The sequence below is a fragment of the Bacteroides sp. f07 genome (genome assembly GCF_042854785.1).
In the GTDB taxonomy this organism is placed as follows: Bacteria; Bacteroidota; Bacteroidia; order Bacteroidales; family Bacteroidaceae; genus Bacteroides.
This window is the reverse complement of sequence record NZ_BAABXI010000001.1, coordinates 1,118,029-1,130,658: the sequence shown is the minus strand read 5'-3', so window position 1 is coordinate 1,130,658 and position 12,630 is coordinate 1,118,029. Positions and strand designations below refer to the sequence as shown.

11 protein-coding genes are annotated in these 12,630 nt (G+C 44.2%); 8 read left to right on the top strand and 3 right to left on the bottom strand.

The window, feature by feature from the left end; genetic code table 11:
• Positions 1-13: 13 nt before the first annotated feature.
• From ACGHVY_RS04465 to ACGHVY_RS04440, 6 genes are read left to right on the top strand one after another with little or no spacing between them, the layout of a single operon-like run.
• Entirely contained in the window at positions 14-757 is a 744-nt protein-coding gene (locus tag ACGHVY_RS04465; RefSeq protein ID WP_308746715.1) for a polyprenol monophosphomannose synthase, read from the top strand.
• A complete protein-coding gene (locus ACGHVY_RS04460; protein WP_390597409.1) occupies positions 754-2,091 on the top strand; it encodes a dihydroorotase in 1,338 nt (445 codons plus the stop codon). The genes ACGHVY_RS04465 and ACGHVY_RS04460 overlap by 4 nt, the downstream gene beginning before the upstream one ends.
• Positions 2,092-2,114: 23 nt before the next feature.
• Complete coding sequence (locus ACGHVY_RS04455; protein ID WP_390597408.1) at positions 2,115-3,023, top strand: vitamin B12 dependent-methionine synthase activation domain-containing protein; 909 nt, start codon at positions 2,115-2,117, stop codon at positions 3,021-3,023.
• Positions 3,024-3,037: 14 nt separating this feature from the next.
• On the top strand, positions 3,038-3,550 hold the full coding sequence (locus ACGHVY_RS04450; RefSeq protein WP_308746718.1) for a sigma-70 family RNA polymerase sigma factor: 513 nt from the start codon (positions 3,038-3,040) through the stop codon (positions 3,548-3,550).
• A 5-nt stretch (positions 3,551-3,555) separates the two neighbouring features.
• Positions 3,556-4,131: a hypothetical protein gene (locus ACGHVY_RS04445; RefSeq protein ID WP_308746719.1), complete on the top strand. Its 576-nt coding sequence runs from the start codon at positions 3,556-3,558 to the stop codon at positions 4,129-4,131.
• Positions 4,132-4,168: 37 nt separating this feature from the next.
• Positions 4,169-5,335 (top strand): metallophosphoesterase, encoded by a 1,167-nt coding sequence (locus ACGHVY_RS04440; RefSeq protein ID WP_308746720.1) that lies wholly within the window; start codon positions 4,169-4,171, stop codon positions 5,333-5,335.
• On the opposite strand, the gene ACGHVY_RS04435 is transcribed toward ACGHVY_RS04440, so the two are convergent.
• Both ACGHVY_RS04435 and ACGHVY_RS04430 read right to left on the bottom strand, forming a co-directional pair.
• Positions 5,319-8,186, bottom strand: a complete 2,868-nt coding sequence (locus ACGHVY_RS04435; protein ID WP_390597406.1) for an AAA family ATPase — start codon at positions 8,184-8,186, stop codon at positions 5,319-5,321. The genes ACGHVY_RS04440 and ACGHVY_RS04435 overlap by 17 nt on opposite strands.
• Positions 8,183-9,436 carry an exonuclease SbcCD subunit D gene (locus ACGHVY_RS04430; protein ID WP_390597404.1) on the bottom strand — a complete coding sequence of 418 codons (1,254 nt, stop codon included), beginning with the start codon at positions 9,434-9,436 and terminating at the stop codon, positions 8,183-8,185. The genes ACGHVY_RS04435 and ACGHVY_RS04430 overlap by 4 nt, the downstream gene beginning before the upstream one ends.
• 115 nt (positions 9,437-9,551) lie before the next feature.
• On the opposite strand from ACGHVY_RS04430, the gene ACGHVY_RS04425 reads away from it, so the two are divergent.
• Positions 9,552-10,310 carry a lysophospholipid acyltransferase family protein gene (locus ACGHVY_RS04425; protein ID WP_308746723.1) on the top strand — a complete coding sequence of 253 codons (759 nt, stop codon included), beginning with the start codon at positions 9,552-9,554 and terminating at the stop codon, positions 10,308-10,310.
• Positions 10,311-10,444: 134 nt separating this feature from the next.
• Here the strand turns inward: ACGHVY_RS04425 and ACGHVY_RS04420 are convergent, their stop codons facing one another.
• On the bottom strand, positions 10,445-11,179 hold the full coding sequence (locus ACGHVY_RS04420; RefSeq protein WP_390597402.1) for a DUF4369 domain-containing protein: 735 nt from the start codon (positions 11,177-11,179) through the stop codon (positions 10,445-10,447).
• Between the two features lie 158 nt (positions 11,180-11,337).
• On the opposite strand from ACGHVY_RS04420, the gene ACGHVY_RS04415 reads away from it, so the two are divergent.
• Entirely contained in the window at positions 11,338-12,582 is a 1,245-nt protein-coding gene (locus ACGHVY_RS04415; RefSeq protein WP_308746725.1) for an anaerobic sulfatase-maturation protein, read from the top strand.
• Positions 12,583-12,630 lie beyond the last annotated feature (48 nt).

The window sequence follows — 12,630 nt, the reverse complement described above, 5'->3', positions numbered from 1 at the left end:
TTATAGTAACTATATGCAAACATCGGATAGCATCGTAATTATCCCCACCTATAATGAAAGGGAGAACATAGAAAATATCATCCGTGCCGTTTTCGGACTTCCCCAAGTATTCCATATTCTGGTTATAGAGGACGGTTCTCCGGACGGAACGGCAAATATAGTAAAAACTCTGCAACAAGAATTTCCTGAACGTCTTTTCATGATTGAACGCAAAGGAAAGCTAGGGCTGGGCACCGCCTATATCGCCGGTTTCAAATGGGCACTGCAACATGCCTACGAATATATCTTCGAAATGGATGCCGACTTCAGCCATAACCCGAATGATCTCCCACGTCTGTATCAGGCCTGCTCGGAACAAGGCGGAGATGTGTCTATCGGTTCCCGTTATGTCAGCGGAGTGAATGTAGTAAACTGGCCGATGGGACGGGTACTGATGTCGTACTTCGCATCCAAATATGTGAGATTCATCACAGGTATTCCCGTGCACGACACTACAGCCGGATTCGTCTGCTACCGCCGCCAGGTATTGGAAACGATTGATTTAGACCATATTCGTTTCAAAGGATATGCTTTTCAGATTGAAATGAAATTCACCGCTTATAAATGTGGGTTTAAAATCATCGAAGTTCCCGTCATCTTCATCAATCGCGAACTGGGCACTTCCAAGATGAACAGCAGTATCTTTGGAGAAGCCATATTCGGTGTGATTAAATTAAAAACAAATAGTTGGTTCCATAAATTCCCGCAAAAGAAATGAAACGTACACTGATCCAAAATGCCATTATTGTCAACGAAGGAAGAAAAGTACTGGGCTCAGTCGTAATCGAAGACGAGAAAATCGCCGAGATATTGACTGGTGAAGAAAAGACAACCGTACCTTGTGATGAAATCATAGACGCAACCGGATGTTACCTATTGCCCGGCGTCATCGACGAACATGTACATTTCCGTGACCCCGGACTGACTCATAAAGCGGACATTACCACAGAAAGCCGTGCCGCAGCAGCCGGGGGCGTTACTTCTATCATGGATATGCCGAATACGAACCCGCAGACAACCACTCTGGAAGCCTTGGATGAGAAATTCGCTCTATTGGGAGAAAAGTCATCTGTCAACTATTCCTGCTATTTCGGAGCAACCAATAATAACTACACCCAGTTTGCACAACTGGACAAGCACCGTGTTTGCGGAGTGAAGTTATTTATGGGTTCGAGCACCGGGAACATGTTGGTAGACCGCATGGCCAGCCTGCGCAATATATTCGGCGGAACCGATTTACTTATCGCCGCCCATTGCGAAGACCAGGGAATCATCAAAGAAAATACGGATAAATATAAAAAAGAATACGGAGACGATATGCCTCTGGCTCTCCATCCTGTGATCCGGTCGGAAGAGGCTTGTTACCGCTCTTCCGAACTGGCTGTACAACTGGCACGCGAGGCAAACGCCCGCCTGCACATCATGCACATTTCTACCGCTAAAGAACTACGTTTATTTTCTGACGCTCCTTTGGCGGAAAAGAGAATTACAGCAGAAGCCTGTGTTTCACATTTACTCTTTACGGAGGACGATTATGGGACACTAGGCGCACGCATCAAGTGCAACCCCGCCATTAAAACTGCCGAAGACCGGAAAGCTTTGCAGGAAGCTGTCAACAGCGGCCTGATTGATGCCATTGCAACCGACCATGCTCCTCACCTGCTAAACGAGAAAGAAGGCGGAGCTTTAAAAGCCATGTCCGGGATGCCAATGATACAGTTTTCATTAGTCAGTATGTTGGAACTTGTGGATAAGGGAATCTTCCCTATCGAAAAAGTAGTGGAAAAGATGTCTCATGCACCAGCTCAAATGTATCAAATAAATAACCGTGGATTTATTCATAAAGGTTATCAGGCAGACCTTGTATTGGTACGCCCCGACTCCGAATGGACGGTAACGGCAGATTGTATTTTAAGTAAATGCAAATGGAGCCCGCTGGAAGGACGCACCTTACACTGGAAAGTGGAGAAAACATTTGTAAACGGGCATCTGTTATACAATAATGGAGAAATAGACGACACCTATCGCGGGCAAGAATTAAGATTCAGATAAAGAATATTCGTCATCAATAGCATATGAGTACTGTTTTATCCTACAAAATACATTCTGTCAGCCCTTACATCAACTGGATTTACTTTTTCCACGCGTGGGGTTTTCAGCCGCGTTTCGCAGCTATCGCCAACATTCACGGATGCGATTCCTGCCGTGCTTTGTGGCTGACCACCTTCCCTGAAGAAGAACGCAGCAAAGCTTCCGAAGCCATGCAGCTATTCAAAGAAGCGAACCGGATGCTGGACTCGCTCGACCGGGACTATGAAGTGAAAACAATTTTCAAACTCTGCAAGGCTAATTCCGACGGAGATAATCTGCTGATTGAAAAGGGAAAAGACCAATTCATCACCTTTCCCTTGCTTCGCCAGCAAACACCTAAAAGAGACGGCAGTCCTTTCGTTTGCCTGAGCGACTTCATTCGCCCGCTATCTTCCGGTATCCCGGATATCATCGGCGCTTTTGCCTCTTCCATCGACGCAGATATGGAAGGATTGTATGAACAGGATCCTTATAAACATTTACTTGTACAAACCCTCTCCGACCGCCTTGCAGAAGCAGCTACGGAGAAAATGCACGAATACGTACGTAAAGAAGCATGGGGTTACGCTAAAGACGAGAACTTAGGTATAGCAGATTTATTAGTTGAGAAATATCAAGGCATCCGCCCTGCAGTCGGTTATCCTTCTTTGCCCGATCAATCCGTCAACTTCCTGCTGGACGAACTGCTGGACATGAAACAGATAGGCATTTCGCTGACTGAAAACGGAGCCATGTATCCTCATGCTTCCGTTTGCGGACTTATGTTCGCTCACCCGGCTGCCGAGTACTTCTCTGTCGGAAAGATTGGAGAAGACCAGCTCGAAGATTACGCCCGCCGCCGGGAAAAAAGTGTAGAAGAAATCCGTAAATTCCTGGCAGCCAATTTACAATAGCAATTATAGACTCCATGAGAGAACGAACAACAGAGGCAAATAACCCTATTGAGCAAGAGTTCTTGTCGGTCATCCGCGAATACGAGCGGGTTATCTACAAAGTGTGCTATCTGTATGCCAATCCCAACGCTCCGCTCAATGATCTCTATCAGGACGTGATACTGAACCTTTGGAAAGCTTTTCCTAAATTTAGAAAAGAATGTAAAATCTCTACATGGATTTACCGCATTTCCCTCAACACCTGTATCAGCTTCTATCGAAAAGAAAAGAATGTACCGGAAATAGTCAGCCTTACCCAGGAAATAGACTGGACAGTCGAAGCTCACGATCCGCTCAATGAAATGCTGAGGCAGCTCTACCGGATGATTAACCAATTGGGACAACTCGATAAATCAATTATCCTACTCTATCTCGAAGATAAAAGCTATGAGGAAATCGCAGAAATCACCGGACTAACCGTGACGAACGTAGCGACCAAGCTAAGTCGTATCAAGGACAAACTTAAAAGAATGAAAAAGGAGGAATAAGATATATGGAACTGGAAGAACTGAAAAAATCCTGGAATGTACTTGATGAGCACTTAAAAGACAAGGAGCTTATCAAGGAAGAAGAACTTTCGAAGCTGATAGCACATGCCGACAAAGGTATCCATGCTATTGCCAGCCTGAATATCAAGCTGATCCTGATTTCCCTGCCGGTATTAATCTTGTTTTTAGCGGAAGTACTGTTACATAACCGGTTGAATCCGATCTATATCATCATTCTCCTTGCCTGGATTCCGGCACTTTGCTGGGACATCATCACCACCCGTTTTCTCCAACGGACTCAAATAGACGAAATGCCTCTTGTAGAAGTGGTAGGACGTGTCAACCGTATTCATCGGTGGACTATCAGAGAACGGTTGTTTGCCATTGCTTTTCTTCTGATACTGGCCATACTTTCATTTATCTACTGGCAAGTGTGGCAATACGGAATAGGGATGATGCTCTTTTTCTTCCTGTTATGGGGTGGCGGACTCGGACTGATCCTATGGATTTATCGTAAGAAGTTCTTGAACCGCATCCATGAAATCAAAAAGAACCTAAGTGAATTAAATGAACTGATATAGAAAATACAATCTAAAATATACTAACTAAAAAGTCAGCATGTTACAACGCTTATTCATATTCCTGTTATTAGTACTGATTCTACCGGATATTTACCTGTATCTCCGGTTTATCGTTCAGCTCACAGCAAAGCGGTGGTTGCGAATCCTCTATTGGCTACCGAGTGTCCTTTTAATTGCGGGGTTGCTATACCTGGTGTTTTTCGCCAACAATCCGTTTTCCGAAAGCCATACACGGGATATCGGATGGTTCTCCATCTTCTTTTTCCTGTTTGCAGCTCCCAAACTATTATTGGCTCTCTGCACCGTTGTCGGAATACCTTTCCATAAATGGCTCCGGATGCCACGTACCCCGTTCATATGTACTGGATTAACATTAGCCGTCCTCAGTATTTTCATGATTCTCTACGGCTCTTTCATCGGACGGAGCCGATTTGAAGTCAAAGAAGTCACCTACTCCTCTTCCCGACTTCCCCAAGCCTTTGACGGATACCGTATTGTACAGCTTTCGGACTTGCATATCGGTAGCTGGATAGGAAATGCTTCCGCTATCGAAAGAATGGTGAATCTGGTGAACGCCCAACAGCCTGACCTTATCGTCTTCACCGGAGACTTGGTAAACCACCGTGCGGTGGAGTTAGATGGTTTTCAAGAGATTCTCGCACGGTTGAAAGCCAAAGACGGTGTTTATTCCATATTGGGAAACCACGATTATGGCCCCTACTTTCGTTGGAAAAACAAGCAGGAACAGGATGACAATCTGATTGACTTAGAGCAAAGGCAGGCAGCTATGGGATGGAAATTACTAAATAACTCACATACATTCCTGATTCAAGGGAATGACAGCATCGCACTCATCGGAGTCGAAAACGAAGGCGAACCGCCTTTCTCCCAACACGGTGATCTCGCCGGAGCAAAGGCCGGTACTGAAGACATGTTTCAAATATTGCTAAGCCACAACCCTACGCATTGGAGACGGGAAGTACTTCCCAAATCGAACGTAGACTTAATGCTGGCAGGGCATACCCATGCCATGCAACTTCAATTCGGAGACTATTCTCCTTCCGTTTATATCTACCCCGAATGGGGTGGAATGTATCTGGAAGGTACACGCGGTTTATATGTCAATGTAGGGATCGGTTATGTAGGATTACCTTTCCGCTTCGGCGCATGGCCGGAAATAACGGTGCTTACCCTACGACGGTAAGCACACTTTTCCCATTCACTTTCTTATGTACCTGCACCTGGACGGAAATCCGTTCACTCATTTCTTGTACATGAGAAATGACTCCAATCTTTCTTCCCTGCATTTGCAGTTGTTCCAAAGCTTCCATAGCTGTCCGCAGGCTTTCCGCATCCAAAGAGCCGAATCCTTCATCAATAAAAAGGGATTCCACTTTCAGATTATTACTGGATAAAGAAGACAGTCCTAAAGCCAATGCCAGGGAAATCAAGAATGATTCGCCCCCGGAAAGGGAATAAACAGTCCGCACCTCATCGCACATATCACAGTCAATGACCTGAAGCGCCAACGTACCGGGAACCTGCTGCAATTTATAGCGTTTAGAAAGGTAAGACAAATGCTTGTTGGCATGAAGCAGCAGCAGATTCAAAGTATAACTTTGCGCGATAATCTTAAACTTCGCTCCGTCTGCACTTCCAATCAGCTTATTAAGTTTCGCCCATCGCTCGGCAACTGATTGTTTCTCCACCAGTTCTTTAGCAATCATTTCCACCGTTGCCTTATTCTTGACCTGTTGCAGCAAACGGGCTTCAATAGTAGAAAGACTTCGTTCCGTATTCAGATTTTCTTCCTGTTGCTTCCTGATCGTTTCAGGAAGTTGTTCGGGAAATTCAATCTGTTTACATTGTTCTTGTAACTCTTCAACAGCCAAAGCAATCTGTTTCATTTCTCCATGCAAGCCTGAAAGACAGTTTTGCACAGTTTCTACTTCTTTACGTGCTTGATCCAAAGCAAGGTTCAGTTCTTTCTCCTTTCTCGCCACGGCTGCTTCCGCTTCGTCCGCACTCTTTCCTTTTAACAAGACCGAACGTTCTTGACGAAGAGCATCCAATGTTTTCTCTATTGTAGCAAATCGTTTCTGCTCGGAATTAGCTACATTTTGCAAAGTAGCCAATTGCTCCTTGGCAGACGAGACTTTCTGCATTGCCAAACGGCAGAAAGAGACATTTTCACGCAGAGCCTCACAATGAGCACGCATCTTTTTAACCGCTTCGTCACTGTGTTGCCATTCCGCATAAAGACCGCGATATTCCAGAATCAGCTTTGCCAGTTCTTCCAGGCGATGCCGTATCTGTTCTTCGCTGCCCGCGTCAAAACCTTCTTTCTGTAATACAGCCAATTGTTCGCACACCTGCCTTTCAATTGTCTTTTGATGTGCCAAATCACGTTGTAAAGCGATAGTCCGATTGTTTATCTGCTGGCAAGCCGTTGCCGCCACATTATATTCCTGTTCAATATTCCGGAAAAGAGTATCCACTACCCCTTGCTCCCGATGATAAGGATGCGATGTACTGCCACAAACCGGACAAGCTTCACCTTCCTGCAATTGCTGACGCAAAGCCTTCACATCTCTCCCAACTGCCATACGTGCATTTTCATAAAGCCGCTGAACAGTTTTTAACGTACTCTCTTGCTCTGCCAGTTGCTTTAAACAACCTGCCGTCTCTTTCTCTAATCTTTCAATTTCTGTTTTCGCTTTTGCCTTCGTTTCAGTAAGTTGCCGGATATTCTGCTGACGCGTCCATTCTTTCTGCAACTTCACCTGCTCTTCCGCCAATGACGGATAACCAAAAGAATTTAATCGCTCCAAGCGTTCTTCGTTTGCCTTTATTCCAATAGTTAATTTTTCTTCTTCCTGCCGCAAGATTATTTCCACTTGTTCAAGTTGCAAAGGCTCTTCCACTCCTGTATGATTCAACAAGCGATTCAAGGACTGATAAGATGATTGCAAGTGTTCCGTAGCCGTCCGCATCTTCTTCTCTTGTCCGGTCACTTGGTCGCAGGCTGCTTGTAACATCTGTTTCGCCTGTACATATCCGTCTTGCTGCGATTGTATCTGCACATCCAACTGACGCGCTTTCTTCAAATCCGGTTGTATAGCTTCCCATTGAGCCTTAAAATGCAACAGCCCTTCTTCTTGTGAAACAAGCCTTTCCATAGCCCCTTTCAACTTCACCTGCTTCCCTTGTTCTTCTGTTTGTTTCTTCTTCCGAAGTTCCTCCTGCATTTTTAATGAACGGACAACATTTAGTTGCGTATTCTGCTCTGCCAGCAATTTAATCCCCGCAGCACGCTTTTCAACCAATATTTTTTTTTCTTTCTGTAAGGCAAGCAATTCTTCTTCCGGTATCAGTTCAATCACACTCATTCTATTATGAATCAAAGCGACCTCTTCCTGTGCCGCCTTATTCCGAGCAAATATCTCTTGAGAGATTTGCGAATAAACGGCTGTCCCCGTCAGTTTTTCAAGCAATTCTGCTTTTGCAGCTCCTTTCGACTTCAAAAAGGTGGCAAAATCATTCTGAGCCAGCAGTACGGTACGGGTAAACTGCTCATACGTCAGACCGATTAACTCGACCAATTGAGCCAACAGTTCTTTCTTAGTACCTTGAAACTCTTTCTCCGTGTCCAAGTCTTTCACTTCCAATGCCTGTGGTTGCAAAGAACCGCTCACCTTATTTCTTGTCCGTCTCACCGACCAATGAGAACGGTAACGATGACCGTCTATCCCTAAAAAATCAACCTCCGCATAGCCGTCACCCGTTCCGCGGCGCAGCAGATTCCTGACATCGGACTGGTTTATCTGATTATCTCCTACGTCTGCCAAATTTACACTTTCTACCGAAACGGCAAAACGGGGCGCTTTATCATATAATGCCAGACACAGTGCGTCCAACAAAGTAGATTTACCCGCCCCTGTAGCCCCCGAGATAGCAAATATTCCCGCAGATTGTAACGGTTCTGATGTAAAATCGACTTCCACAACTCCCTCTATCGAGGTCAAATTCTTTAATCGTATAGCTAATATTTTCATCCTTCATTCTCCTCTTCTTTACGGGTGGCAGCCAAATAGGCTTCTTGAAACAGTTCGGTCAACTCTTCCGGCATTTCCGCCTGATAAATCTTCTCAAATGCAGATTGTGCAATCTGTAAGGGAGACATCTCATGCAGTCCTCTTTTCCAATCCGCCTCCTCTTTTTCTATACTTCCCTCATCACCACGATAAGTGGAAACAATACGTGCCAACCGGTAGTTTTTATCTGCCAGTGCCTCCTCTATTTCCTGTCGGAGCATAGGTTCCGGCTCTTCCAACAATACTTTTACTTCCAGATAAGGAGCCATGCCCTCTACTGCCGGCAGTTCTTTCAATGCTTCCAGCACAACTTCCGGCAATGCCGGTTTTCCACCCGGCACGCTTACCAAAGGTATTGACTTCGGACATTCGAGCCGTTCAATACCTACCGCACAACCATCATCAAAAGTCACCATCACCACTCCATGACGATAATGCTTCTCCGCAAAAGACATCGGGATAGGGCTTCCTGCATAACGTACATTCTCCCGGCCGGATACCCGCTGGGCTTTATGAATATGCCCCAATGCCGTATAGGCTATCTGTTCAGAAAACGCATCCGGCGACACACATTCCAAACCTCCAATTACCGTACGTTCACTATAATCTTTCTCTGCAATCTCCGAACCGGTAGCCTGCAAATGGCCGATGGCAAGAATCGACTGATTTGCTTTTCTCCTCTTCCACAACCTTTGCAAGAGCTGCGTATAAAGTTCACGTACTCCTTCCGCATACTGATTGCCTTCCGTCCGCACTGCCGGATAATCTCCTTGCCGCAAGAAAGGGACAGCCATGCAAAGCAATTCAACTTCCCCCATCCGGTTTTTCAGTTCCACGCACAGATGATCGTAATCTATTTCTCCGCCTTCCAGTTTGCGCACTACTCCTCTGACTTCTGTCCTCATAGCCTGCAATAAAGGCAGAGGAGCTTCCAGACGTACCGCCGAATCATGGTTACCGGCAACAATCACTATTTGCAGGTTCGGATTCTCAGCCGTCACCCGGTAAATAAAACGGTAATACATACTTTGGGATGCAGCCGAAGGATTGGAGACATCAAAAACATCCCCGGCTATAATCAATACATCAATCTCTTTCCGACAAATTTCTTCTGCCAGCCAATTCAGAAATGCTTCGTGTTCTTCAGTACGGTCATAGCCGAAGAAAGTTTGTCCCAAATGCCAGTCAGCGGTATGTAATATACGTATCATAATTTTGTATTCATCTTTAAAGAAGCAAAAATAATACAATCAAAAAGATTATATGGCATCTGCATCCCTTTTTTACCAATAATCATGTATATTTGCAACATTAAAATCCAGCCCTATGAAGATACTTTATTATATTTATCAGATTTGCATTGCTTTGCCTATTTTATTAGTGTTGACTATCCTCACGGCAATCGTCACTATAGCAGGTTCCCTCTTGGGTGGAGCCCACTTCTGGGGATATTATCCGGGAAAGATATGGTCACAATTAATTTGTCTTTTCCTGTTGATTCCCGTAAAGATTCACGGGCGTGAGAAACTGCATGACAAGACTTCCTATATTTTCGTTCCTAATCATCAAGGTTCATTCGACATATTCCTTATCTATGGGTTCATTGGAAGAAACTTTAAGTGGATGATGAAAAAGAGCCTGCGCAAACTGCCGTTCGTCGGAAAGGCTTGTGAAAGTGCAGGGCATATTTTTGTTGACCGTTCCGGTCCCAAAAAAGTATTGGAGACTATCCGGCAAGCCAAAGAGTCTTTGAAAGACGGAGTTTCGTTAGTAGTTTTCCCGGAAGGGGCACGTACTTTCACAGGACATATGGGGTATTTCAAAAAAGGAGCTTTCCAGTTGGCTGACGATTTACAGTTGGCAGTGGTTCCTGTCACTATTGACGGTTCTTTTGAAATTCTGCCGCGTACAGGCAAGTGGATACACCGCCACCGCATGATTCTGACAATTCATGACCCTATTCCGCCTAAGGGAAAAGGTATGGAGAATATCAAAGCAACTATGACGGAAGCCTATGCCGCGGTTGAAAGCGCACTTCCCGAGAAATATAAAGGCATGGTGAAAAACGAAGATCAAGATAGGTAGTACCAATACGGACTCCTCAATTGACACTCTATTAATCAGACAGAACCGACTAAAAAGAAAACGGCTATTTTGATAAATGCCGTTTTCTTTTTAGTCGGTTCTGCCACACAAAACACATCCAAAAGGCTCAAGGGTTACTTATTGGTTGTAGTATTTTGTTCCAATCGTTGATGTTCTTCTATCAATTTCATATTCTCTCTCGCTTTGGAAAGAAATTCCCGCACAAGTTTATTACTTTTAAAAGAATATGGAGCATCTTTTATAATATCATCTATCTGAGGAGTCATAACTGGATATGGTAAAGAGCTGCAAAGCATCATAAATACACTTGGCCCCAACACATTTTCATAATTTGTTGAAATAAAGTTTTTTACGTATTGATTCATTTCTTTCATCAGTGAATCTCCTTCTACTATCAACTGTGAATGTATTTCCTCCAAGTCACCACCGTCCATTACCATGCGGGTTTCTCTCTGTTCCAATTCACTTATGCTTTCTTCCAACCGATTTCTTTTGTCGATAAACTCATACAATGCTGCATTCAAAGGAGTGCCCATTGCTTTCAGGTCTGTATTGCTGATAGTAACCTTGATTTTGCCATTTTCCAGCACTATTGGCATAATGCTTTCATTATCCATGTAAAGCGTCACCATCTGTACTGAGTCTATTTTCCCTTTCATTGAGAACAGGCCGTGTACCACTTCGGCAGAATCCAGCTTTATCCATTCACCATCGTTCAGGGATTTGAGATACAACATTTTTCCATCCAGACTATTCACTGAAGATGTTCCTTCAATCTTGTACTTGCTGGTGCAAGAAGTCAGAAACGGAATCAAAAGTAAAAAAGGCAAAATTTTATTCACGTTCATTTATTCATTAAAATTCTGAGTGCAAAGGTACAACTGATTCAGATTTCAAGGAAACATTTTATCAATATTTAAATCTTGTAAGACTCTTTTCTTTAATAATCCTTATAAACATACCTACAAGGGACTTTTTTTCATTTAGTTTATCTAATTTTGTAGTCATGAAAACATCGACTTTTGCCCCTTTTGCCAAACCGCTTTATGTGATGGTAAAGCCAGTAGGTGCCGTATGCAATCTTGCATGCGATTATTGCTACTATCTGGAGAAGGCCAACTTATACAAAGACAATCCGAAACACGTAATGAGCGATGAACTTCTCGAAAAGTTCATCGACGAGTACATTAACTCACAGACCATGCCTCAGGTGCTTTTCACCTGGCACGGAGGAGAAACGCTGATGCGTCCACTCTCTTTCTACAAAAAGGCAATGGAACTGCAAAAGAAGTATGCCCGTGGACGTACGATCGACAACTGTATCCAGACCAACGGAACAATGCTCACCGATGAATGGTGTCAGTTTTTTCACGACAACAACTGGCTGGTAGGAGTTTCAATCGACGGTCCGCAGGAGTTCCACGATGAATACCGCAAGAACAAGATGGGAAAACCTTCTTTTGTGAAGGTGATGCAGGGAATCAATCTATTGAAAAAGCATAAAGTGGAATGGAACGCAATGGCTGTCATTAATGACTTCAACGCCGACTATCCTTTGGATTTCTACCACTTTTTCAAAGAAATAGATTGCCATTATATCCAGTTTGCCCCCATTGTAGAGCGTATCCTTCCGCATCAAGACGGGCGTCACCTCGCCTCTCTTGCCGAAAACAAGGAAGGCACACTGGCTGACTTCTCAATCACTCCCGAACAGTGGGGGAAGTTTCTTTGCACTCTTTTCGACGAATGGGTAAAAGAAGACGTAGGCAACTACTACATACAAATATTTGATTCTACACTTGCCAACTGGATGGGCGAGCAACCCGGTGTATGCTCCATGGCAAAAACCTGCGGACACGCCGGCGTTATGGAATTTAACGGAGACGTTTATTCCTGCGACCATTTTGTGTTCCCCGAATATAAACTGGGAAATATCTACAGCCAGACTCTCGTGGAAATGATGCACAGCGAACGCCAACATAACTTCGGAAATATGAAATACCAGTCTCTCCCGACTCAATGCAAAGAATGTGAGTTCCTCTTTGCCTGCAACGGAGAATGTCCGAAGAACCGTTTCAGCCAGACATCAGAAGGCGAACCCGGCTTGAATTATCTTTGCAAAGGATACTACCAGTTCTTCAAGCATGTAGCTCCATATATGGACTTCATGAAAAACGAATTGATGAACCAACGCCCGCCGGCAAATATTATGGAAGCCTTAAAAAGTGGAACATTCAAAGCAGAATATTAAACACTGGAACATATTAACAATCATATATTTAATTTTTATCACTGAATT

What these genes read in the sequence shown, in the direction of transcription:
- ACGHVY_RS04440 (WP_308746720.1), top strand. Translation starts at nt 4,169, where the DNA reads ATGTTACAACGCTTATTCATATTCCTGTTATTAGTACTGATTCTACCG.
- ACGHVY_RS04445 (WP_308746719.1), top strand. Translation starts at nt 3,556, where the DNA reads ATGGAACTGGAAGAACTGAAAAAATCCTGGAATGTACTTGATGAGCAC.
- ACGHVY_RS04425 (WP_308746723.1), top strand. Translation starts at nt 9,552, where the DNA reads ATGAAGATACTTTATTATATTTATCAGATTTGCATTGCTTTGCCTATT.
- ACGHVY_RS04465 (WP_308746715.1), top strand. Translation starts at nt 14, where the DNA reads ATGCAAACATCGGATAGCATCGTAATTATCCCCACCTATAATGAAAGG.
- ACGHVY_RS04455 (WP_390597408.1), top strand. Translation starts at nt 2,115, where the DNA reads ATGAGTACTGTTTTATCCTACAAAATACATTCTGTCAGCCCTTACATC.
- ACGHVY_RS04435 (WP_390597406.1), bottom strand. Translation starts at nt 8,186, where the DNA reads ATGAAAATATTAGCTATACGATTAAAGAATTTGACCTCGATAGAGGGA.
- ACGHVY_RS04450 (WP_308746718.1), top strand. Translation starts at nt 3,038, where the DNA reads ATGAGAGAACGAACAACAGAGGCAAATAACCCTATTGAGCAAGAGTTC.
- ACGHVY_RS04420 (WP_390597402.1), bottom strand. Translation starts at nt 11,179, where the DNA reads ATGAACGTGAATAAAATTTTGCCTTTTTTACTTTTGATTCCGTTTCTG.
- ACGHVY_RS04415 (WP_308746725.1), top strand. Translation starts at nt 11,338, where the DNA reads ATGAAAACATCGACTTTTGCCCCTTTTGCCAAACCGCTTTATGTGATG.
- ACGHVY_RS04460 (WP_390597409.1), top strand. Translation starts at nt 754, where the DNA reads ATGAAACGTACACTGATCCAAAATGCCATTATTGTCAACGAAGGAAGA.
- ACGHVY_RS04430 (WP_390597404.1), bottom strand. Translation starts at nt 9,436, where the DNA reads ATGATACGTATATTACATACCGCTGACTGGCATTTGGGACAAACTTTC.